At 72.1% G+C, this 21,365-nt stretch carries 21 protein-coding genes; 11 read left to right on the forward strand and 10 right to left on the reverse strand.

Annotated features, from left to right (window positions below):
• Positions 1 to 23: 23 nt before the first annotated feature.
• Positions 24 to 1,367 (reverse strand): 6-phospho-beta-glucosidase, encoded by a 1,344-nt coding sequence (locus ACZ3OF_RS01545; RefSeq protein ID WP_361666888.1) that lies wholly within the window; start codon positions 1,365 to 1,367, stop codon positions 24 to 26.
• A gap of 17 nt (positions 1,368 to 1,384) precedes the next feature.
• Here ACZ3OF_RS01545 and ACZ3OF_RS01550 point away from each other — a divergent pair, with 17 nt between their 5' ends.
• Positions 1,385 to 1,771: a VOC family protein gene (locus ACZ3OF_RS01550; RefSeq protein WP_467302043.1), complete on the forward strand. Its 387-nt coding sequence runs from the start codon at positions 1,385 to 1,387 to the stop codon at positions 1,769 to 1,771.
• Positions 1,772 to 1,784: 13 nt separating this feature from the next.
• On the opposite strand, the gene ACZ3OF_RS01555 is transcribed toward ACZ3OF_RS01550, so the two are convergent.
• On the reverse strand, positions 1,785 to 3,581 hold the full coding sequence (locus tag ACZ3OF_RS01555) for a hydroxysqualene dehydroxylase (RefSeq protein ID WP_467302045.1): 1,797 nt from the start codon (positions 3,579 to 3,581) through the stop codon (positions 1,785 to 1,787).
• Between the two features lie 144 nt (positions 3,582 to 3,725).
• On the opposite strand from ACZ3OF_RS01555, the gene ACZ3OF_RS01560 reads away from it, so the two are divergent.
• On the forward strand, positions 3,726 to 4,187 hold the full coding sequence (locus ACZ3OF_RS01560) for a YchJ family protein (RefSeq protein WP_467302047.1): 462 nt from the start codon (positions 3,726 to 3,728) through the stop codon (positions 4,185 to 4,187).
• Positions 4,188 to 4,238: 51 nt separating this feature from the next.
• Here the strand turns inward: ACZ3OF_RS01560 and ACZ3OF_RS01565 are convergent, their stop codons facing one another.
• Both ACZ3OF_RS01565 and ACZ3OF_RS01570 read right to left on the reverse strand, forming a co-directional pair.
• Positions 4,239 to 6,326: an MDR family MFS transporter gene (locus ACZ3OF_RS01565; RefSeq protein ID WP_467302048.1), complete on the reverse strand. Its 2,088-nt coding sequence runs from the start codon at positions 6,324 to 6,326 to the stop codon at positions 4,239 to 4,241.
• Positions 6,327 to 6,410: 84 nt separating this feature from the next.
• Complete coding sequence (locus ACZ3OF_RS01570; RefSeq protein ID WP_389566149.1) at positions 6,411 to 6,608, reverse strand: hypothetical protein; 198 nt, start codon at positions 6,606 to 6,608, stop codon at positions 6,411 to 6,413.
• A gap of 506 nt (positions 6,609 to 7,114) precedes the next feature.
• Between ACZ3OF_RS01570 and ACZ3OF_RS01575 the strand changes: the two genes are divergently transcribed.
• A complete protein-coding gene (locus ACZ3OF_RS01575; protein WP_467302049.1) occupies positions 7,115 to 9,037 on the forward strand; it encodes an AMP-dependent synthetase/ligase in 1,923 nt (640 codons plus the stop codon).
• A 3-nt stretch (positions 9,038 to 9,040) separates the two neighbouring features.
• Here ACZ3OF_RS01575 and ACZ3OF_RS01580 read toward each other — a convergent pair whose 3' ends face one another.
• Positions 9,041 to 10,099 (reverse strand): ATP-dependent DNA ligase, encoded by a 1,059-nt coding sequence (locus ACZ3OF_RS01580; protein ID WP_361666881.1) that lies wholly within the window; start codon positions 10,097 to 10,099, stop codon positions 9,041 to 9,043.
• Positions 10,100 to 10,151: 52 nt separating this feature from the next.
• On the opposite strand from ACZ3OF_RS01580, the gene ligD reads away from it, so the two are divergent.
• The 4 genes from ligD (at position 10,152) to ACZ3OF_RS01600 (ending at position 13,385) form a co-directional block, all read left to right on the forward strand.
• Positions 10,152 to 11,171, forward strand: a complete 1,020-nt coding sequence (ligD, locus tag ACZ3OF_RS01585) for a non-homologous end-joining DNA ligase (protein WP_467302052.1) — start codon at positions 10,152 to 10,154, stop codon at positions 11,169 to 11,171.
• 218 nt (positions 11,172 to 11,389) lie between these two features.
• Positions 11,390 to 12,139, forward strand: coding sequence for a class I SAM-dependent methyltransferase (locus ACZ3OF_RS01590; RefSeq protein WP_361666879.1), 750 nt, complete (start codon positions 11,390 to 11,392; stop codon positions 12,137 to 12,139).
• A gap of 76 nt (positions 12,140 to 12,215) precedes the next feature.
• Positions 12,216 to 13,022, forward strand: a complete 807-nt coding sequence (locus ACZ3OF_RS01595; RefSeq protein ID WP_361666877.1) for a VOC family protein — start codon at positions 12,216 to 12,218, stop codon at positions 13,020 to 13,022.
• A gap of 81 nt (positions 13,023 to 13,103) precedes the next feature.
• Positions 13,104 to 13,385, forward strand: coding sequence for a WhiB family transcriptional regulator (locus ACZ3OF_RS01600; RefSeq protein WP_361440420.1), 282 nt, complete (start codon positions 13,104 to 13,106; stop codon positions 13,383 to 13,385).
• 46 nt (positions 13,386 to 13,431) lie between these two features.
• On the opposite strand, the gene ACZ3OF_RS01605 is transcribed toward ACZ3OF_RS01600, so the two are convergent.
• The 3 genes from ACZ3OF_RS01605 to ssgD form a co-directional block, all read right to left on the reverse strand.
• Positions 13,432 to 14,406 carry an acyl-ACP desaturase gene (locus ACZ3OF_RS01605; protein WP_361666875.1) on the reverse strand — a complete coding sequence of 325 codons (975 nt, stop codon included), beginning with the start codon at positions 14,404 to 14,406 and terminating at the stop codon, positions 13,432 to 13,434.
• A 300-nt stretch (positions 14,407 to 14,706) separates the two neighbouring features.
• The gene (locus ACZ3OF_RS01610) at positions 14,707 to 16,341 is read right to left on the reverse strand and encodes an ABC-F family ATP-binding cassette domain-containing protein (protein WP_361666874.1); all 1,635 of its coding nucleotides are present in this window, start codon (positions 16,339 to 16,341) and stop codon (positions 14,707 to 14,709) included.
• Between the two features lie 279 nt (positions 16,342 to 16,620).
• On the reverse strand, positions 16,621 to 17,031 hold the full coding sequence (ssgD, locus tag ACZ3OF_RS01615; RefSeq protein WP_361666873.1) for a spore wall synthesis regulator SsgD: 411 nt from the start codon (positions 17,029 to 17,031) through the stop codon (positions 16,621 to 16,623).
• Between the two features lie 167 nt (positions 17,032 to 17,198).
• Here ssgD and ACZ3OF_RS01620 point away from each other — a divergent pair, with 167 nt between their 5' ends.
• A complete protein-coding gene (locus tag ACZ3OF_RS01620) occupies positions 17,199 to 18,308 on the forward strand; it encodes a WD40/YVTN/BNR-like repeat-containing protein (protein WP_467302057.1) in 1,110 nt (369 codons plus the stop codon).
• A 7-nt stretch (positions 18,309 to 18,315) separates the two neighbouring features.
• Here ACZ3OF_RS01620 and ACZ3OF_RS01625 read toward each other — a convergent pair whose 3' ends face one another.
• A complete protein-coding gene (locus ACZ3OF_RS01625) occupies positions 18,316 to 18,615 on the reverse strand; it encodes a YciI family protein (RefSeq protein WP_361666872.1) in 300 nt (99 codons plus the stop codon).
• A 103-nt stretch (positions 18,616 to 18,718) separates the two neighbouring features.
• Here ACZ3OF_RS01625 and ACZ3OF_RS01630 point away from each other — a divergent pair, with 103 nt between their 5' ends.
• The 3 genes from ACZ3OF_RS01630 to ACZ3OF_RS01640 are packed head-to-tail and all read left to right on the forward strand — an operon-like array spanning position 18,719 to position 19,978.
• Entirely contained in the window at positions 18,719 to 19,414 is a 696-nt protein-coding gene (locus tag ACZ3OF_RS01630; protein ID WP_361666871.1) for an endonuclease V, read from the forward strand.
• Between the two features lie 58 nt (positions 19,415 to 19,472).
• Complete coding sequence (gene mmpA / locus ACZ3OF_RS01635; protein WP_361666869.1) at positions 19,473 to 19,607, forward strand: morphogenic membrane protein MmpA; 135 nt, start codon at positions 19,473 to 19,475, stop codon at positions 19,605 to 19,607.
• On the forward strand, positions 19,604 to 19,978 hold the full coding sequence (locus tag ACZ3OF_RS01640) for a VOC family protein (RefSeq protein WP_361667327.1): 375 nt from the start codon (positions 19,604 to 19,606) through the stop codon (positions 19,976 to 19,978). The genes mmpA and ACZ3OF_RS01640 overlap by 4 nt, the downstream gene beginning before the upstream one ends.
• Positions 19,979 to 20,054: 76 nt before the next feature.
• Here ACZ3OF_RS01640 and ACZ3OF_RS01645 read toward each other — a convergent pair whose 3' ends face one another.
• Positions 20,055 to 21,260 carry a saccharopine dehydrogenase family protein gene (locus ACZ3OF_RS01645; protein WP_361666867.1) on the reverse strand — a complete coding sequence of 402 codons (1,206 nt, stop codon included), beginning with the start codon at positions 21,258 to 21,260 and terminating at the stop codon, positions 20,055 to 20,057.
• Positions 21,261 to 21,365 lie beyond the last annotated feature (105 nt).

A 21,365-nucleotide genomic window follows, 5' to 3' on the forward strand; every position in this document is an offset into this window, starting at 1 on the left:
CGGACAGTCGTACGGCCGTCGGATCAGCGTCGCAGGTAGGCCAGTTCCGGGTGTTCGGCCGTGTAGCCGTCGACGAGTCGGCGCGCCACCGAGACCGAGTCGACCAGGGGATGCAGCGCGAACGCCTTCACCGCCGTCGCCCGCGATCCGCTCGCCGCCGCCGCGAGCACCTCGCGCTCGACCGCCTTGACCGCCGTCACCAGACCCACCGCGTGGTACGGCAGGGGCGCCACGGAGACCGGGTGGGCGCCGGCCGCGTCCACGAAGCACGGCACCTCGATCACCGCGTCCGCGTCCAGCACCGAAAGGGTCGTGCCGTTACGGACGTTCAGGATGAGCGTGGCCCGTTCGTTGCGCGCGATCGCCCGCATCAGCGCCAGGGCCACGTTCTCGTACCCGCCCGACTCCAGATCCAGCTCGTCCCGCTCGCCCATCCCCGCCGCCTCCCGGTTGGCGGCCATGTACGTCGCCTCTCGGTCGGCGAGCGTACGGCGCCAGGTGGCCAGCGGAGACGTGTCCGGCTTGCCCATCTCGTCGTAGAAGCCGGCCTGTTGGTCGCGGAGATAGGCACCCCGGGTCCGCTCGGCCTGCTGGTAGGCGCGCACGGCCTCGCGGTTGAAGTAGTAGTAGTGCAGATACTCGTTGGGGATCGCGCCCAGCGTACGCAGCCACTCCGGGCCGAAGAGCCGGCCCGCCTCGAACGAGCCGAGCGCCTCATCGTCCGCGAGCAGCCGCGGCAGCTCGTCCCGTCCGCCGACCCGCAGGCCCCGCAGCCAGCCGAGGTGGTTGAGGCCCACGTAGTCGATCCACGCCTCGTCCGGGTCCGCGCCCAGGATCCGGGCGACCTGGCGGCCGAGCCCGACGGGGGAGTCGCAGATGCCGACGACCCGGTCGCCGAGGATCCGCGACATCGCCTCCGTCACCAGACCCGCCGGGTTGGTGAAGTTGATGACCCAGGCGTCCGGGGCGAGCACGGAGATCCGCCGGGCGATGTGCTCCGCGACCGGCACGGTCCGCAGCCCGTACGCGATGCCTCCCGCGCCGACCGTCTCCTGGCCGAGGACCCCCTCGGCGAGGGCGATCCGCTCGTCGGCCGCCCGGCCCTCCAGACCGCCGACCCGGATCGCCGAGAAGACGAAGTCCGCTCCGCGCAGCGCCTCGTCCAGATCCGTCGTCGCCGTCACCCGCGGTGCGTCCGGCACCCCCGCGCCCTGCTCGGCGAGGACCCGGGCGATCGCCGAGAGCCGTCCGCCGTCGAGGTCGTGGAGCGTCACATGGGTGACCCGCCCTTCGGCGTGGTCGCCGAGCAGCGCGCCGTACACCAGCGGGACCCGGAACCCGCCGCCTCCGAGAATCGTCAGTTTCATGGTCGTACGCTACTGCGATGCACGTACTGAGCAGCCGGATTCTGCTCCGGCCTTCCGACCCCGAAGCCTCCCGGCGCTTCTACGGAGAGCTGCTCGGGCTCACGGTGTACCGAGAGTTCGGCACCGGACCCGACCGGGGGACCGTCTACTTCCTGGGCAGCGGATTCCTGGAGGTCTCCGGCCGCGCCGCCCCGGCCGAGCCCCCGCAACGGCTGCGGATCTGGCTCCAGGTGGCGGATGTGCGGGCGGCGCACCGCGAACTCCACGACCAGGGCGTCGACATCGTGCGGGAGCCGGTGACCGAGCCCTGGGGACTGGTCGAGATGTGGATCGCGGACCCCGACGGCGTCGAGATCGTCGTCGTCGAGGTCCCCGAGGACCATCCCCTGCGCTACCGCCCCTGAGCGGTGCTCCCGGTCACCCCACGTCGAGGGCGTTGCGCAGACCGAGCCGGTACCGCAGCCGGTCGTGCCGCTTGAGCGCCTCCAGCTCGGGCGCGCGGAACAGCGGCCGGACCGTGCAGCGCGCCGCCGTCGAACCCGTACGGTCGAGCAGCGCGTTGACGGCCTGCCGGGCCGAGGCGTTGGCGCCCTCCATGGTGGCCAGGTCGATGTCGACGGCCACGTAGTCGCCGGCCAGATAGAAGTTCGGCACGTTCGTGGCGGCCTGCGGGCGGTTGTGGAAGGTGCCGACCGGGTGGATGAGCAGCTGGTCGTCGTTGGTCGGGTTCGGCGTGCCCAGGCCGTCCACGCCCGGGTCCAGGAACCACGAGTGCAGTGAGCCGTCCTTCAGCACCGTACGGCCCGTGTCGTTGAACGCCGCCTTCAGCTGCGCCCACACCTCGCGCGCGACTTCCGTACGGGTGCACTGCTTGGCGGTCCTGCCGTAGAGGATGCCGGGCCGGTCCCACTCCGAGACGTCCACCGACAGACAGTCCACGACCGTGCCGTCGCCGTAGTCGGCGGGGAAGTCACGGGTCGGCCAGTGGTGCGCCTGCTGGATGCAGGTCAGGGACCACGGGGAGTCGATCAGATTGGCATGTCCAGCGAGCAGCGGCGCCCGCTCGGTCAGATAGAACTGGATGCCCGTCATCCAGTCGGTCTCCAGTTTGTCGCACCGGGCCAGCTGCGGGTCGGCGGCCCGCAGCGCCGCACCCCAGGTCCGCCGCGCGTGCTCCACCGGCATGGCGGAGATGTAGTGGTCGGCGGTCACCGAGCGGCGCGCGCCGTCCGGGTCCTCGATCAGGGCGGCGGAGATCCTGCCGCCCACGGAGTCGTACGCCATCTCCCGTACGGTCCAGCCGACGCGGAACTCCACGCCGAGGCCGGTCAGATGAGCCACCCACGGGTCGATCCAGGCCTCGTTGGTGGGCTGGTCCAGGATGCGGTCGAGCGGTCCGTCGGCCCCCCGCCCGAGCGCGTTGAAGGCGAAGGCCTCCAGCAGCGTGGCGACCGTACGGGTGCTGGCCTCCTCCGCCTTCGTGGCCACGATGTTGCGAGTGAGGCCGACCGCGAGGACGCGCTGATAGTCGTAGCTCATCCGCTCGGCCCGCAGGAACTCCCACCAGGGCGTCGCCTCCCAGGTTCTGTCCCGTCGCTCGTCGCAGCTGGTCAGGAAGACCAGGAAGCGGTTGACGAAGTACGCGGCCTCGTGGAGCGGGATGGAGCGGGCGGTCTCGAGGAGTGCGGTGAGGGCGCGGCGGATCTCGTCGAGGGTGAGTTCCGCGGGCCGGTGGCCGGGCCAGGGGAGCGGGATGCGCAGGTCCTCGCGGCCGGTGCGCGCGAAGGACATCTCGGCCGGGGCGACGAGGTTGTCCCAGACGCCGTTGGCGTTGCCGGGGAAGGGGATGCGCCGCATCGTGTCGGGGAGGTTGTGGTAGATCCCGGGGATGAAGCGGAAGCCGTGCTCGGCGGGGAGCGGCCGCCGGCCGCCGCGCGCGCTCTCGGGCACGTCCATCGAGCGGGCCTTGCCGCCGAGCGCCCGGCGCTCGTAGACGGTGACGCGGAAGCCGCGTTCGGCCAGTTCGTGGGCGGCGGTCAGGCCGGCGACGCCGCCGCCGAGGACCGCGACGGACGGCGGCGCGGCCGGCGTGGACGTGGGCCCGTCCGCCGCCCGGGCCGCCGGCGTGGCACCGACGGTGGCCGTGGCGGTGGCCGCGGTGACGGCGGCGGCCGTGGTCACGAAGGTGCGTCGCGAGGTACCCGTACGGTTCATGCCCCAGCCCCTTTGGCTTACCGGCGGTAACGGTCACGTCCGGCGCAGGAGCATAAGGGCCTCCCTCAGCTCCCGGAAGCGTCGTGCGGGCCACACCGCGCACATGGCGCGATCCCGCCCCTCCGTACACGGGACAATGACGTCATGTCCCGACGCACCACCCGCCCCAAGCGGCGCCCCGCCACGCCCACCGCGCCTTCCGCGCCCGCCGTCACCGCGGGCTCGCCGTGCCCCTGCGGCCTGCCCGAGACGTACGGCGCGTGCTGCGGGCGCTTCCACTCCGGGCCCACCACCGCGCCCACCGCCGAACTGCTCATGCGCTCCCGCTACAGCGCCTTCGTCGCGCGCGACGCCGGGTATCTGCTGCGGACCTGGGCCCCGGAGACCCGCCCCGGCGAGGTCGACTTCGATCCGTCGATGCGGTGGGCGGGTCTGGAGATCCGCGACACCACCGACGGCACGGCCTTCCACCAGTCCGGGACGGTCACCTTCGTCGCCCGCTACACCCACGGCGGCGCGGCGGGCTCCCTCCACGAGCGCAGCCGCTTCCGGCGCCACGAGGGCGACTGGGTGTACGTGGACGGCGACTTCATCGACGAGCCCTGACCGGACTGCCGGACTGCCGGAGTCCCGGACTGCGGTGGTTCCGGCCGCCGCTCAGGACGTGACGCCGACCGGCTCCCGGCTGCGCCGCGGCATGCCCTGTGCCAGGTCCTCGGCGATCAGCTTCTTCGTGATCGCGTCCGTCGCGGCCCTGAGCTCCGGGCCGCTCGGCCGGCCGGTCTCCCGCTCGACCCGGCCGCTGAGCCAGTCCCCCCAGGCGTGGGTGATGACCTCGGCCTCCCGTCGCCCCGCGGGAGTGTGGGAGAGCAGACTGCCGTCCCGGGTGAGGAACCCCTCGTCGACCATGCGGTCGAAGACCGGCAGCAGGACCTCCGGGGGGACTCGGCGTCCGGCGGAGATGAGCCCGAGACTGGCGTGGCCGACGGTCCGGGTGAAGAGCTCCACCTGCATCACCGCCCACGCGCCCGCCGTGTCGAGCCGGGTGTCCGACTCGGAGACGATCCGGCGCGCGGTCTCCAGGTCCGTCTTCCGCAGGATCCTTCCGACGGTGAGTTCGAGCAGCTTCGCCGAGTCTCCCGCCGTGGTCGGCGACCCGAACCCCTCGCCCATGTCGGGCGCCGACGCCCGGGCCGTGTCCCGGAGCGTGACCTGCTTGAGGAAGAGCGCCACGACGAAGCCGATCGCCGCGACCGGCACGGTCCAGAGGAAGACCGTGTGAAGGGTGTCCGCGTACGCCTGGACGATCGGCGCCGCCACCTCGTCCGGCAGCCCGTGCACCCCGTCCGGGCTCTGCGAGGCCGCCGCGATCGCGGACGGGTCCATCGCCGGCCCGGCGACCGCCGCCGCCTCCTCCACCCCCTGGGCCAGGTTGGGCTTCAGGGAGTTGGCGTAGATCGTGCCGAAGACCGCCGTGCCGAAGGAGCTGCCGAGCGTACGGAAGAAGGTGACGCCCGAGGTCGCGGTGCCGAGGTCGGCGTACTCCACCGTGTTCTGCACCGCGATGGTCAGCACCTGCATGCACAGACCGATGCCGACGCCGAGCACGAACATGTACAGCGACTCCAGCCAGGCGCTCGTCCCCGTGTCCATCAGGGACAGGAGGAAGAGGCCGACGCCCATCACCAGACAGCCCACGATGGGGAAGATCCGGTACGTGCCGGTCTTGCTCACCACGTTGCCGCTGTAGATCGAGGCGATCAGCAGACCGACGACCATCGGCAGCGTCCGGATGCCGGAGACGGTGGCCGAGTCCCCGTCGACGTACTGCAGATAGGACGGCAGGAAGGTCATCGAACCGAGCATGGCGAAGCCGACGACGAAGCTCAGCACCGAGCAGACGGTGAACACCGGGTTGGCGAAGAGCCGCATGGGCAGCATCGGTTCGGCGGCCCGGGTCTCCACCCAGCAGAACAGGGCGAGCGCGATCAGACCGCCGGCGAAGAGTCCGATGATGACGCCGGAGCCCCAGGCGTACTCGTTCCCGCCCCAACTGGTCGCCAGGATCAGTGCGCTGGAGCCGGCCGCGACCAGCGCGATACCCGCGTAGTCGATGACCGGCTTGCTCGCCGAGCGTACGGAGGGGATCGTGCGGGCCGCGGCGATCACGACCAGGATCGCGATCGGGACGTTGACGTAGAACGCCCAGCGCCAGGTCAGATGGTCGGTGAAGAGCCCGCCGAGCAGCGGGCCGATGACGGTGGAGACGCCGAAGACGGCGCCGATCGCACCCTGGTACTTCCCCCGGTCGCGCAGCGGGATCACATCGGCGATGAGCGCCATGGAGGTGACCATCAGGCCGCCGGCGCCGATGCCCTGCAGTCCCCGCCAGACGATCAGCAGCGTCATGTTGGTGGCGAGGCCGCAGAGGAACGAACCGGTGATGAAGACGATCGCCGAGATCTGGAAGATCACCTTGCGGCCGAACAGGTCGCCGAACTTGCCGACCAGGACGGTGGCGACCGTCTCGGCCAGCAGATACGACGTGACCACCCAGGACATGTGGGCGGCGCCCCCGAGGTCCGAGACGATGGTCGGCAGGGCGGTGCCGACGATCGTCTGGTCCAGCGCGGCCAGCAGGACGCCGAGCATGATCGTGCCGAAGACGATGTTGCGGCGGCGGCTGTCGAGCACGGGTGGCTCGGCGGCCGGGGGCGCGGGTGCGGCTTCGCTGGTGATCGTCACCTTCGCAGCCTCACACCGGGTGGCGCGCCCCGCATGCGGGGAACGTCCGAACCGGTGCGGCACCGGGACCGCGCCCCGAACGGCCTAGCGCGGGCGCACCGGAAGCAGCGGGTGGTGCTTGGCCAGGATCTTGTTCGCCCGTGCCAGCACGGACAGCGCGTGCTCCCGGTCCGCCCTGTCCTCCGCGCAGAGCGGCCCCCGGAATCGCAGCACCTCGCGCGCCGCACAGTCGGCGTCGATCTCCGCCTGCAGGACGTGCAGCGGCAGACACGACCCGATCATGGCGGCCACACGGTCGGGGATCGGGACGGGTACGAGGGGCGAGGGCGAGGTGATCACGGGCCAGTCCTTGTGGGTACGGATGTCGGAGGTGGGGTCTCCCTCTCCATACGTACAGGATGGGCTTCCGGGTTCGTCGACGGGGATGTCTCCACGAGGCAACGGCCCGCCCTCCGTTCGGCGGGGTGTACGGACGGTCCTGGCCCACCCTCGATCCCCGGCGAACCTCGTCTCGCGGCGTTCCCGCAGGTGCGCGCCACGGGGGCCGATCTTCCTTCTGAAACGACCTTCCATATCGCTCGGTCGTCCGTCGAACGCGGGCTCGTGGCCCCGCGTGCGAGTGTGAAGCATCTCACTCCCGGCGGTGTCGCCCGTTCGGTGTGCGTCTCGTGTGGGGCGATCGTGTGCGGACGGTTGAAATCTGGTTACGGTCAAGTAAGTTGACTTGTCGGTAAGTCCGGAGGTCCCGCACACTTCCCGCCCGCTCGCCGCGAACAGGAGCCACCGTCATGGGCGTACGCAAGGACTTGAGGCAGGCGAGGAAGCGCCCCGCTCTGCGCGACCGGTTCCCCGTCGAGCTCGTCCGGGAGGGCGGTGTCGTACGCGAGGCGCGAACGGCTCTCCCCGCGGGGCCGCCGCCCTCCGGAACCCCCGCGGACATCCCCTTCGCCCACGCGGCCCTGGACCCCGGAGCGGTCGTCATGCGCCGTCAGGAACACGGGAACTGGCGGGCCGTCACCGCGGCCGAGTTCGCCGGAGACGTCCTGGCCGTGGCGAAGGGACTGATCGCCGCCGGAGTCGAGCCGGGCGGGCGCGTCGGGCTGATGGCGCGCACGAGCTACGCCTGGGCCGTGCTCGACTTCGCCGTCTGGTCGGCCGGCGCGCAGACCGTCCCCGTCTACCCCACCTCCTCCGCCGACCAGATCACCTGGATCCTGGAGGACTCCGGCGCCCGCCACGTCGTCACCGAGAGCGCCGAGCACACCGCCACCGTCCGCGCGGCCGCCGCCGCGCTGCCCGCACCGCACGAGCCGGTCCGCACCTGGCAGACCGACTCCGGCGGACTCGCCGAACTCGCCGCCCTCGGCGCCGGGATCGCGGACGAGGAGCCGGCCAAGCGCCGCGCCGCGCTCACGGCGGACACCGTCGCGACCCTCTGCTACACCTCCGGCACGACCGGCCGCCCCAAGGGCTGCGCCCTCACCCACGGCAACCTCCACGCCGAGGCCCGCGCCACCGTCGAGCTGCTGCACCCGGTCTTCGAGGCGGTCACCGGCGAGGCGGCCTCCACCCTCCTCTTCCTGCCGCTCGCCCACATCCTCGGACGTGTCATCCAGCTCGCCTGTCTCATGGCGCGCATCGAACTCGGCCACTTCCCCAGCATCAGGCCCGACGAACTCCGTCCCGAACTCCGCCGGTTCCGGCCGACCTTCGTCGTCGGCGTGCCCTATCTCTTCGAGAAGATCCACGACACCGGCCGCGCCACCGCCGAGAAGCTCGGCCGCGGCGCCTCCTTCGACCGCGCCGACTCCATCGCCGTCCGCTACGGCGGGACGGCCCTGCGCCATGTCCTCGGCGAGGGCCCCCGCCCGGGCCCCGGACTGACCGCCGCCTGGGCGCTCTACGACCTGCTCGTCTACCGGCGCATCCGCAAGGAGCTGGGCGGGAACCTGCGGTACGCCATCAGCGGCGGCTCCCCGCTCGACGCGCGCCTCAGCCAGTTCTTCTACGCCGCCGGCGTGCTCATCTACGAGGGGTACGGGCTCACCGAGACGAGCGCGGCCGCCACCGTCACCCCACCGCTGCGTCCGCGTCCCGGCACCGTCGGCCGTCCCGTGCCCGGCATCGCCGTGCGGATCGCCGACGACGGCGAGGTGCTCGTCAAGGGCCCCATCGTCTTCACCGCGTACTGGAACAACCCCGAGGCCACCGAGGAGGTGCTGCGGGACGGCTGGCTGGCCACCGGCGACCTCGGCGCACTCGACGACGACGGCTACCTCGTCATCACCGGCCGCAAGAAGGACATCCTGGTCACCTCCGGCGGCAAGAACGTCTCCCCGGCCGTCCTGGAGGACCGGCTGCGCAGCCGCCCGCCGGTCGGCCAGTGTCTCGTCGTCGGCGACAACCGTCCGTACGTCGCAGCCCTCGTCACCCTCGACCCCGAGGCGATGCGGCACTGGCTGGCCGTGCGCAAACGCCCGGCGGACACCCCCACGGCCGTACTCCGCGAGGATCCCGAGCTGCTCGCCGACATCCAGAAGGCCGTCGACCACGCCAACCGGGCCGTCTCCCGGGCCGAGTCGATCCGCCGGTTCCGGGTCGTGGAGGGGGAGTTCAGCGAGGAGAACGGGATGCTCACCCCGTCCCTCAAGGTGAAGCGGCACGCGGTCACGGCCGCGTACGCGGCGGAGATCGAGGCGCTGTACCGCTGACGGCTACGCCAGTACCTCGGAGAGGTCGTAGGAGACCGGCTCCTCCAGCTGCGCGTACCCGCAGGACTCCGGCGCGCGGTCCGGCCGCCACCGCTTGAACTGGGCCGTGTGCCGGAACCGGTCGCCCTCCATGTGGTCGTACCCCACCTCGCAGACCCGCTCCGGGCGCAGGGCCACCCAGGACAGGTCCTTCTTTCCCGACCAGCGGCTCGGCGCGCCCGGCAGCCGCGCCCCGGCGTGCGCGGCCTCCTCCGCCCAGGCCGCCCACGGGTGTCCGTCCGGCGGGTCCATCCGCAGTGGCTCCAGCTCGGTGATCAGCTCCTCGCGGCGCTTGGCGGTGAAGGCCGCGCAGACCCCGACGTGCTGGAGGGTGCCGTCGTCGTCGTACAGGCCGAGCAGCAGCGAGCCGACCACCGGCCCGTTCTTGTGGAAGCGGTAGCCGGCCACGACCACGTCGGCCGTACGTTCGTGCTTGACCTTGTACATCAGCCGGGCGTCCGGCCGGTACGGCAGATCCAGCGGCTTGGCGATCACCCCGTCGAGGCCCGCCCCCTCGTACTGCTCGAACCAGTGTGCCGCGAGCTCCGGGTCCCTTGTCGCGGGCGCCAGATGGACCGGCGCGTCGACCGCGCGCAGCGCCTCTTCCAGGGCCGCTCGCCGGTCGGTGAGGGGTGTGTCGAGCAGGGAGTCGTCGCCGAGGGCGAGGAGATCGAAGGCGATGAACCGCGCCGGGGTCCTCTCGGCCAGCATCCGGACACGGGAGTCGGCGGGGTGGATGCGCTCGGTCAGTCGGTCGAAGTCGAGCCGCCCGTCGTGCTCGATGACGATCTCGCCGTCGACCACGCACCGCTGCGGGAGCCGGGGGAGGAGGGCGTCGACGAGCTCGGGGAAGTACCGGGTCAGCGGTTTGCCCGTGCGGCTGCCGATGACCAGCTCCGGGCCGTCGCGGTGCACGATGGCGCGGAAGCCGTCCCACTTGGCCTCGTACTGCATGCCCGGCGGAATCTTCTTCACGGCCTTGGCGAGCATCGGCTTCACGGGCGGCATCACCGGCAGATCCATGGACCGATTGTCCGGTATGCGGGTAATGTCGGCGAGCTCTACGCTGACTCGCATGGCGACCAAGGCGGCAGCGGTGGAGCTGGAAGTCGGAGAGCGGACGGTACGCGTCTCCAACCCGGACAAGGTGTACTTCCCGGAACACGGCTACACCAAGCTCGACATGGTCAGCTACTACCTGGCCGTCGGCGACGGCATCACCCGCGCGCTGCGGGACCGGCCCACGACCCTGGAGCGCTACCCCGACGGGGTGAACGGCGAGTCCTTCTTCCAGAAGCGCGCCCCCAAGTACCTCCCCGAGTGGATCCCCACCGCGCACATCACCTTCCCCAGCGGCCGGTCCGCCGACGAGATGTGCCCGACCGAGCCCGCGGCCGTGCTCTGGGCCGCCAACCTCGGCGCCGTGACCTTCCACCCGTGGCCGGTACGGCGTGAGGACACCGACCACCCCGACGAGCTCCGCCTCGACCTCGACCCCCAGCCCGGGACCGACTACACCGACGCCGTACGCGCCGCCCACGAGCTGCGCGCCGTCCTGGACGAGCACGGGCTGCGCGGCTGGCCCAAGACCTCGGGCGGGCGCGGCCTGCACGTCTTCGTACCGATCGAGCCCCGCTGGACCTTCACCCAGGTCCGCCGCGCTGCCATCGCCTGCGGCCGTGAGCTGGAGCGCCGGATGCCGGAGCGCGTGACCATCAAATGGTGGAAGGAGGAGCGGGGCGAGAGGATCTTCGTCGACTACAACCAGACCGCCCGCGATCGCACGATCGCCTCCGCCTACTCCGTGCGCCCCCGCCCGCACGCCCCGGTCTCCGCGCCGCTGAGCTGGGAGGAGATCGACGACGCGTCTCCGCTGGACTTCGACATCAAGACGATGCCGGTCCGGTACGCGGAGGTGGGCGACGTCCACGCCGACATGGACGACCACCGGTTCAGCCTGGAGAGCCTCCTCGAACTGGCCCGCCGGGACGAGGCGGAGCACGGGCTCGGTGATCTGCCGTACCCGCCGGAGTACCCGAAGATGCCGGGCGAACCGAAGCGGGTGCAGCCGAGCCGGGCGAAGAAGGCCGACTGAGAAACCGGGCCGGGGGCGGCCGGGAAAGGCCGCCGGGCGGCCCCTGGCGGGGGTGCGGGCACGCGTGTATGGGTGATCACGAGTGGGTGGCCCGACCCCCGCGTCCCCTCCCCGCCGACGGCCGTACACAGCCGCGGAGGCCGCCCGTGGAACAGCCTCTGACCTGGGATTTCCGGGCGAATCCCACTAGCGTTCAGGCATCGGGAAAGGGGTGCCGGATGGACCGGAACATACGTGACGTCGACGATGTGCTGAGGCTTCTCGACGGGCTCTTCGCACCGGAGGCCGACCGCTGGACCGCCGAGGCGGCCGGCTGGTGGAACGGCTTCTACGGCGACCGCACGAAGGCGGTGCCGTTCTTCGTCGCGAAGCCGGACGAGAGCCTCGTCTCGTACGTCGACCGTGGCTGGGTCGCACCCGGCCGGGCCCTCGATCTGGGCTGCGGCCCGGGGCGCAATGCCCTGTATCTGGCCTCCCTGGGCTTCGAGGTGGACGCCGTGGACCTCTCCGACGAGGCGGTCACCTGGGCCGAACAGCGCGCCCAGGAGGCCGGTGCGGACGTGCGGTTCCACCGCGGGGACGCCTTCGCACTCGCCGGGAGCGCGCTCACCGGCCCGTACGACCTGATCTGCGACTCGGGGTGCTTCCACCATCTGCCGCCGCACCGCCGCGTCAGCTATCTCGCCCTCGTCGAGCGGCTGCTCGCGCCTGGCGGGCAGCTCGCCCTGACATGCTTCGCGTCCGGAGCGATGGGCTCGGAGCTGCCGGACGCCGACTTCTACCGCGAGTCCGGTCTGCACGGCGGGCTCGCCTACACACCGGAGTCCCTGCGCTGGATCTTCTCCGACCTGACGGAGGTCGAACTGCGCCGCATGCGGGACGAGCCCGCGGAGTCCCCGTACTTCGGCGAGGACTTCCTGTGGACAGCCCTGTTCCGCCGGGGGGACGCGCCGAGCCCGCTCACCTGACCGCGCGCCGGCCTCCTGTCCGGGGCAGACTCGGAGACGTCACCCCACTCCCTGGGAGCTCCTAAGGAGCAGCGCCATGCTCACCTCGCGCTACGTCACCGGATCACCGAACTGGATCGACCTCGGCACGCCGGACATCGACCGGGCGGCCGCCTTCTACCAGGGCGTCTTCGGCTGGGACTTCGTCTCCGCGGGCCCCGAGGCGGGCGGGTACGGGATGTTCCGCTCCGACGGCAGCACGGTCGCCGCCGCCATGCAGGTCGAGCCCGGGCAGGGCGGCCCGCCCTCCTGGACCGTGTACTTCCAGTCGTCGGACGCGGATGCCACCGCCAAGGCGGTCCAGGCGGGCGGCGGCACGGTCCTCTTCGAGCCGATGGACGTCTTCGAACTCGGCCGCATGGCCGTCTTCACCGACCCCGCCGGCGCCGGATTCGCCACCTGGCAGCCCGGCACGTACAAGGGCCTCGACCTCGTCGACGGGCCGAACTCCCTGACCTGGGCCGAGCTCCACACCCCGGACGTGCCCGCGGCCGTCGCGTTCTACCGCTCCGTCTTCGGCATGGACAGCGCCGCCATGCCGATGCCGGACGACGTCGGCGCGTACATCACGCTGTACCCGGCGGGGCAGGACGAGGAGGCTATGTTCGGCGGCGTGGTCCCGCTCGGCCTCGACCCCGTCGAGGCGGAGGGCGGTCCCTCCTGGCTGGCCTACTTCGAGGTCCCGGACACCGACGCGGCGGTGGCGGCAGCCGAGCGCCTCGGCGGTACGGTGCGGCTCGCCCCGATGGAGACGGAGGGCGTCGGCCGCGTGGCGAAGCTCGCCGATCCGTTCGGCGCGCGCTTCGCGGTGATCACGAGCGCCCCCCTCGAAGAGGCGGCGTGACACGGCGCGCGACGATGCCCGGCGCGCCGCATTGATCGAACGTTGATGGACCGTTTACGGCCGGACGGCAGCGTATCGGCCATGCAGACCGACACCATCGTGATGACCGCCCCGGCCGCCCCCGACATGTCCTGGCAGGAGAACGCGCTGTGCGCCCAGGCCGGGCCCGAGTTCTTCTTCCCCGCGCCCGGCTCCTCGACCCGTGAGGCGAAGCAGCTGTGCGGGGCGTGCGAGGGCCGGGTGGCCTGCCTCCAGTACGCGCTGGAGCACGACGAACGGTTCGGCGTGTGGGGCGGTCTCTCGGAGAAGGAGCGGGGGCAGCTGAAGCGCACGGAAGGCGCCCGCCGCCACCTGCGTCCGTGAACGGAACGCGGGCACCGGCGAGCGCCTCGGGCGCAGGGGCGGGTGGTCAGCCCGCCGCGCGGGCCGCCATGCGGGCCTTGCGGGCCGCCAGCTTCTCGTCGAACTTCGAGGCCTCGCTGTCCAGACCGTTCATGTAGAGCCCCAGCTCCTCCTGGGCCTTCAGACCCTCCGGGCCGAGACCGTCGATCTGGAGGACCTTCAGGAAGCGCAGGACCGGCTGCAGCACGTCGTCGTGGTGGATACGCATGTTGTAGATCTCGCCGATCGCCATCTGCGCCGCCGCCCGCTCGAACCCCGGCATGCCGTGCCCCGGCATCCGGAAGTTCACGACGACGTCCCGCACGGCCTGCATCGTCAGGTCCGGGGCGAGCTCGAAGGCCGCGCCCAGCAGGTTGCGGTAGAAGACCATGTGCAGGTTCTCGTCGGTGGCGATGCGCGCCAGCATCCGGTCGCACACCGGGTCGCCCGACTGGTGGCCGGTGTTCCGGTGCGAGATGCGGGTGGCGAGCTCCTGGAAGGCGACGTACGCGACGGAGTGGAGCATCGAGTGCCGGTTGTCGGACTCGAAGCCCTCGCTCATGTGCGCCATCCGGAACTGCTCCAGCTTGTCCGGGTCCACGGCGCGCGAGGCCAGCAGGTAGTCGCGCATCACGATGCCGTGACGGCCCTCCTCGGCGGTCCAGCGGTGCACCCAGGTGCCCCAGGCGCCGTCGCGGCCGAAGAGGCTGGCGATCTCGTGGTGGTAGCTGGGCAGGTTGTCCTCGGTGAGCAGGTTCACCACGAGGGCGATCTTGCCGACCTCGGTGACCTTCGACTGGGACGGGTCCCAGGCCTCGCCGTCCTCGAAGAAGCCCGGGAAGTTCCGGCCGTCGGACCACGGGACGTACTCGTGCGGCATCCAGTCCTTGGTGACCTTGAGGTGCCGGTCGAGCTCCTTCTCCACCACCTCTTCCAGCGCGTAGAGCAGCCGCGCATCGGTCCACCCTGTCGAGCTGCCGAGGTGGGGAGAGGTGAGCGTCACGGGGAACTCCTGGGGACGGAGAGAGGGCATACGGGATTACCTACGGATTCGTAGGTTACGAGACCGTAGGTTAAGGCTCCGTAAGGCCTCGGCCAAGCCCGCACGGACGATGTCCGATTACGTTCCGTTATGTGCGCTGCTGATGGCGGTGCATGGAGAGGCAGGTCACGGCCCTGGGTGCGCCGGGAGTGGCGTGATCATGACTACGCAGAGCGGAGGGCCGGCCCCGGTCGCGGTCCCGGAAACGCCGCGACCGCCGCAGCCGGATCCTGCGGCTGCGGCGGCCGCGGCCGTCGACCGTCACCGCACCGCCGAACCGACCTCCTCCGGGCTCGTCGGCCGCAGCTCGCCGTCGAGCAGCAGCCAGCGGGTGATGCCCAGCGACTCCAGGAACGGCACGTCGTGGCTGGCCACGATCAGCGCCCCCTCGTACGCCTCCAGCGCGGCCGTCAGTTTCCGCACGGACGCCATGTCCAGGTTGTTGGTCGGCTCGTCCAGCAGCAGCAACTGCGGTGCCGGTTCGGCGAGCAGCAGCGCCGCCAGCGTCGCCCGGAACCGCTCGCCGCCCGACAGCGTCCCGGTCGGCTGATCCGCCCGCGCGCCCTTGAACAGGAACCGCGCCAGCCGCGCCCTGATGGTGTTCGCCGTCGCCTCGGGCGCGAACCGCGCCACGTTCGCCACCACGCTCAGCTCGTCGTCGAGGACGTCGAGCCGCTGCGGCAGGAACCGGAGTGGCAGGTGGGTCTCCACCGTGCCGGAGACCGGCTCCAGCTCTCCGGCGATCGTCCGCAGCAGGGTCGTCTTGCCGGCCCCGTTCCGGCCGACGAGCGCCACCCGCTCCGGGCCGCGCAGCTCGAACTCGCCGTCGACCCGGGCGCCGTACCGCAGTTCCAGCTCGCGCAGGCGCAGCACCTCACGGCCGGGATGGACCGTGGTCCGCGGGAGTTCGATCCTGATCTCGTCGTCGTCCCGTACGGCCTCCTCCGCCAGGTCGAGGCGCTCCCGTGCCTCGGCCAGCCGCTCGGAGTGCAGGGCGCGGTGCTTGCCCGCCGACACCTGGGCCGCGGCCCTGCGGTTGTTGGCGACGATCTTCGGTACGACCTTGTTCTCGAAGCTCTTCTGGCCGTACCGCTTGCGGCGCGCCAACTTCATCTGTGCGTCGGAGAGTTCGCGCTTCTGCCGCTGAACGTCGGCCTCGGCGACACGCACCATCCGTTCCGCGGCCTCCTGTTCGGCGGCGAGCGCCTCCTCGTAGGCGGAGTAGGTGCCGCCGTACCAGGTGACCTCGCCGTCGCGCAGATCGGCGATCTGGTCTACCCGCTCCAGGAGTTGACGGTCGTGACTCACCACGACCAGGACGCCCGACCAGGCGTCCACCGCCTCGTAGAGTCGGGCGCGGGCCTTCAGATCGAGATTGTTGGTCGGCTCGTCGAGCAGCAGGATGTCCGGCCGGGCGAGCAGCAGCGCGGCGAGCCGCAGCAGGACCGACTCGCCGCCGGACACCTCGCCGATGGTCCGGTCGAGACCGATGTGTCCGAGCCCCAGTTGGTCGAGCGTGGCGCGGGCCCGCTCCTCCACGTCCCAGTCGTCGCCGACCGCCGCGAAGTTCGCCTCCGAGGGATCGCCGGCCTCGATGGCGTGCAGCGCGGCGCGGGTCGCCGCGATCCCGAGCGCCTCGTCGACCCGCAGCGCGGTGTCGAGCACGAGGTTCTGGGGGAGGTAGCCGACCTCGCCGACCGTAAGGATCGTGCCCTCGGCGGGTGTCAGCTCACCCGCGAAGAGCTTGAGGAGCGTCGACTTCCCGGAGCCGTTGAGACCGATCAGGCCGGTCCGGCCGGGGCCGACGGCGAGCCGGAAGTCGTCCAGGACTTCGGTGCCGTCCGGCCAGGAGAAGGAGACGGAGGAGCAGGTGATGAAGGTGGGATGGGTCGCCATGGGGGCCTCCCTGTTGCAAGAGCGTGGGCTGGGGCAACGGGTGAGACACCGGGGCGCGGGCAGGCGGAAATGCTCGTACGCCGAGGGCGAAGACGGCACACGCGGCGCTGCGTGAAGCAGCTCAGGGGCACGCGCGGCACGGTGTCTCGCATCCTCAGACGAGCAACGGCCTTCTCCGATCGGGCGACAACAGGGCCAGGTCAGGACGGTACGCCTGGGGCCGAGCGGAGACAATCGATTTAACGGACGGGGGCGGGCGGCGACCCGCGAGGCGGGCGGTCAGTCGTCGAGGAGCTGCGCCAGATCCTGGTCCCAGTCCAGGTACTGGTGCTCGCGCCCGGCCGGGACCAGGTGCTGCGAACGCTTCAGGAAGTGCCGCAGCTCGGACGTGCGGACATGCACCACGGCCACGCCCTCGGGCGCGTGGAACTCGACGACGGTGCGGTCGTAGCCGTACGGACGCACCCGTACGTCCCCGAGCCCGGCCGGCCCGTCCACGCCCTCGGCGAGCAGCTCGCGCGCGAAGGCCCACGACACCTCGACGCCCTCCAGCGTCGCGGGCGGCGGGAACGCCATGCTCACCGCGAAGGGATCCTCGCGGTCGTACCGCAGCGTGGCGGGGACGGTTTCCATCCGGGGAGCGGATGCGACCAGACGGGCCTGAACGGCCTGCTCGATGACGGTGGACAAGGCCAGCTCCTGTCGCGCGGCTTCGGTTCCTGACGTCTCCCTGACACAAGGGAAGACGAACGACGGGGCCGGAACGTGCACTGGAGGGCCACGTGACCTGTGTCACCGCCGCGGACGGCACGAGGCGCTCTGGACGGGGTCCACGGGGTGGGCTAGCTTCCGGCGCCATGACGTCCAAGGGGAAGACGAGACGAATGATGTCGGCGGGGCTGAGCGGGGCGGCCCTCGCGCTGGTCCTGACGGCCCCCGCGCACGGCGCGCCGCAGCCCGCACCGGACGCGGCGGCGCCGTTCGCGTCGCACGGCGCCGGCTGGCAGCTGACGGAGACGGGCACCGACGCCCGCTTCCGGGGGCTCGCGGCCGTCGACCGCGGGACCGCCTGGGCCGCGGGTTCGAAGGGCACGGTGCTGCGGACCACGGACGGCGGCCGGAGCTGGCGGAACGTCTCGCCACCGGGCGCGGGGGAGCTGGAACTCCGCGACGTGGAGGCCTTCGACGCCCGGCGTGCCGTGGTCCTCGCGATCGGGGAGGGCGAGGCGTCCCGGGTCCTGCGTACGGACGACGGCGGGGCGACCTGGACGGAGTCCTTCCGCAACACCGACCCGCGGGCCTTCTACGACTGCATCACCTTCTTCGACCAGCGGCACGGGCTCGCCATGAGCGACCCGGTGGACGGCAAGTACCGGATCCTCTCCACTCGGGACGGCGGCCGGTCCTGGGCGGTGCTGCCGGACGCGGGGATGCCGGCGGCGCTGCCCGGTGAGGCGGGGTTCGCGGCGAGCGGGCAGTGCCTGGTCTCCTCCGGACCGAGGGACGTCTGGCTCGCGACCGGCGGTGGTGCCACCGCGCGCGTGTTGCACTCCCGCGACCGGGGGCTGAACTGGACCGTCGCCGATTCGACGATCCCGGCGGGCGACCCGGCGCGGGGCGTCTTCGGGCTCGCCTTCCGTGACCGTACGCACGGGATCGCGGTCGGCGGCGACTACCGCAAGGACCAGTCCTCGCCGCAGGCGGCCGCGGTCACCGGAGACGGCGGACGCCGGTGGAGCGCCGCCTCCGCCCCGCCGCCCGCGTACCGCTCGGGCGTGGCCTGGCTCCCGCACTCCTCCTCGGCCGCTCTCGCGGTCGGACCGACCGGCACGGACCTGACGACCGACGGCGGCCGCACCTGGCGGACCGTCGACACCGGCTCGTACGACACGGTCGACTGCACGCGGGACGGCGCGTGCTGGGCCTCCGGCGAGAAGGGCCGGATCGCCCGTCTCGGCAGGCGCTAGCGGGTGGTCAGGAGGGCAGCTGCTCCCGGTACGGGGCGAGCGCGTCGGCCGTCTTGGTCGCGTAGAACTCCGTGATCCGGTAGGCGCACACACCCTCGACGGTGAACGGGTCGGCCGCCACGATCTTCTCGATCGTCGCGCGGTCGGCCCCGGAGGCGAGGATTATGCCGCCGTCGCGCGGGTTCTTCCGCCCGGAGGCGATGAACACACCGGCGGCGTACTGCGCGTCGAGCCACTCGATGTGCGCGTCGAGCAGTGCGTCCGCCCGCTCGACAGGGGCGGTATAGGTCAATTCCAGTACGAACATGATCGCCAGGCTACCCGGGGGCCGGTGGGGCGCGGGAGCCCGCTCGCCTGTCGGACGGCGACCGCCGGCCGCCCGGTGCCGGGGCCGTAGGGTGGCCGTCATCATGATGATCACCGACCTTCCCGAGGGCTGGCCCACCGACGAGACGGCTGCCCGCGCCGTGCAGGGAGAGCTGCGGGCGCGGCTCGTACTCGACGAGCCGGGACCGGCGCCCGGCACGGGGCACGTCACCGGGCTCGACGTCGCGTACGACGACGAGCGCGACCTCGTCGCGGCCGCGGCCGTCGTGCTCGACGCCCGGACGCTCGACGTCGTGGAGGAGGCGACGGCGGTCGGCCGGGTGTCGTTCCCCTACGTCCCCGGTCTGCTCGCCTTCCGGGAGATCCCGACGGTGCTCGCCGCACTCGCCTCGCTGAGCGCCGACCCGGGGCTGCTCGTCTGCGACGGATACGGTCTCGCCCACCCGCGCCGCTTCGGCCTCGCGAGCCACCTCGGTGTGCTGACCGGACGACCGTCGATCGGCGTCGCGAAGAACCCCTTCACCTTCGCCTACGACCAACCCGGCCCGGACCGAGGCGACTTCAGCCCGCTCATGGCCGGCGAGGAGGAGGTCGGACGCGCCCTGCGCACCCAGTTCGGGGTCAAGCCCGTCTTCGTCTCCGTCGGCCACCGGGTCTCCCTCGACAACGCCTGCGCCCACACCCTGCTGCTCGCCCCGCGCTACCGCATCCCGGAGAGCACGCGCCACGCCGACTCCCTCTGCCGCCGCGCCCTGCGGGACGCCCTGGGGTCTGAGTAGGCGGCTGAGTACGCGTACGGATTGGCGGGGCGCGATCATGGACGGCAGGCTGGGGTCCATGACAACCCCCGTACCCGCCACACCGCACTCCGCAGACCGCGGGATGACCGCGATGCTCGCCGCCGCCGGGCTCGTCGCCCTGGCGTGGCTCTGCGCCATGGTCTACGTCGTCACCGCGTGGGTGACGGCGTGATCGGCACGCTCCAGTGTGTCGTCCTGGACTGCACCGATGTCATGGAACTGGCCCGGTTCTACCAGCAGTTGCTCGGCGGTGAGATCAACCGGCCGGACCCCCAGTGGGCCGTCGACGACGCCTGGGCCACCCTGCACGACGCCGCCGGCGCTCCGGTGCTCGCCTTCCAGGCCGTGGCGGACCACCGGCCGCCCGTCTGGGGCGCGGCCGAGCAGCAGTTCCACCTGGACATCCGGGTGGCCGATCTGGAGGCCGCCCATGAGGTGGTCATCGAGTCCGGGGCTTGGCTGCTCGACGACGGGGGCGGCGACCGGGCCTGGCGGATCTACGGGGACCCGGCCGGCCACCCCTTCTGTCTCGTACGCCACTGAGGCCGACGCCCGGGAGGCCCGGAGGCCTGGGACTCCCGGAGCCCCGGGACGTTCCGGAGCCCGGGAGCCCCGGGTGTCAGCCCTGGTGCGCCACCCGGAAGCGGATGCCGGCCTCGCGGAGCCGGCCGAGCAGGGCGTCGCCCATCGCCACGGCCGTCGTGACCTGCCCCGAGGTCTTCGGCAGGTCGTCCAGGGCGAGACAGAGCGCCGACTCGGCGAGGATCTTCGCCGTCTCGCCGTATCCCGGGTCGCCGCCCGAGACCTCCGTGAAGACCCGCCGCCCGCCGCCCTCGCCGACGAAGCGCACGGAGAACCAGCTACGGGCGCGCCGCTCCGCGCTCGGACCCTGCCCCGGCTCGTAACGGCCCATCAGCCACCGTCGCACGGGCGCCAGTTGGGCCGCCGCCACACCCGCGCCGACCACGGCGGTGCCGCCGAGCGCCATCGGGAGGGTCTTGACCGAGGCGTAGTGGCGGTAGCGGAAGTCGGGGCCGTACGCCTCGAGCGCACGCGCCGAACGTTCCACCACCTGGGCGTCGATGGTCGGCAGCGGAAGCGCCCAGGTGCCGGTCTCCCGGCTGAAGCGCGGCCCGCCGAGCGGCGCCCGGGCCCGACGTCCCACCAACCGCGGCTCGTGCAGGCGCCGTTCGCGCGCGGCGCGCAGGATCTCCCGGCCGCGCCCCATCGCCGTCAGGGCCGACGCGAGCGTACCGCCCGAGAAGATCGCACCTGCGCGTACGAATCCGTCGATGCGCAGGGGCACGTCCTTGGGCAGCTGCTGGACGGTGTAGTACACGCCCAGGTCGTGCGGTACGGAGTCGAAGCCGCACGCGTGCACGATCCGCGCCCCCGTCTCCCGGGCGCGCGCGTCGTGGCGTACGTACATCTCGTCGACGAACTCGGTCTCGCCGGTGAGGTCGACATAGTCCGTGCCGGCCTCCGCGCACGCCGCCACCAGGCCCTCGCCGTACCAGATGTACGGACCAACCGTGGTGGCCACCACCCGCGTGGACGCGGCGAGTTCACGCACCGCGTCCGCGTCGGCGGAGTCCGCGACCACCAGCGGCAGCTCGGCGCAGCGGGGCCACCGAGCCGCCAGCCGCTCACGCAACGCGGTCAGCTTGGCGCGACTGCGCCCGGCGAGCGCCCACCGGCACCCGGCCGGCGCGTGCTCGGCCAGATACTCCGCGGTGAGCTCGCCCACGAACCCCGTCGCCCCGAAGAGGACGACGTCGTACGTCCGCTCCCTCGCGTCCCGCCCCGTGCCGTTCCCGGTCTCCATCCAGCGCCCCTCGCCTTCACCTACGGCTTCCCCTGTGACGGCGGAGCCTAGCGGTAGCTCCCGCGTGGTACGCCGGGGGTGGTCGTCGGGGGGCGCTTTCCCACG

This window comes from Streptomyces sp. NPDC022552, from assembly GCF_055561875.1.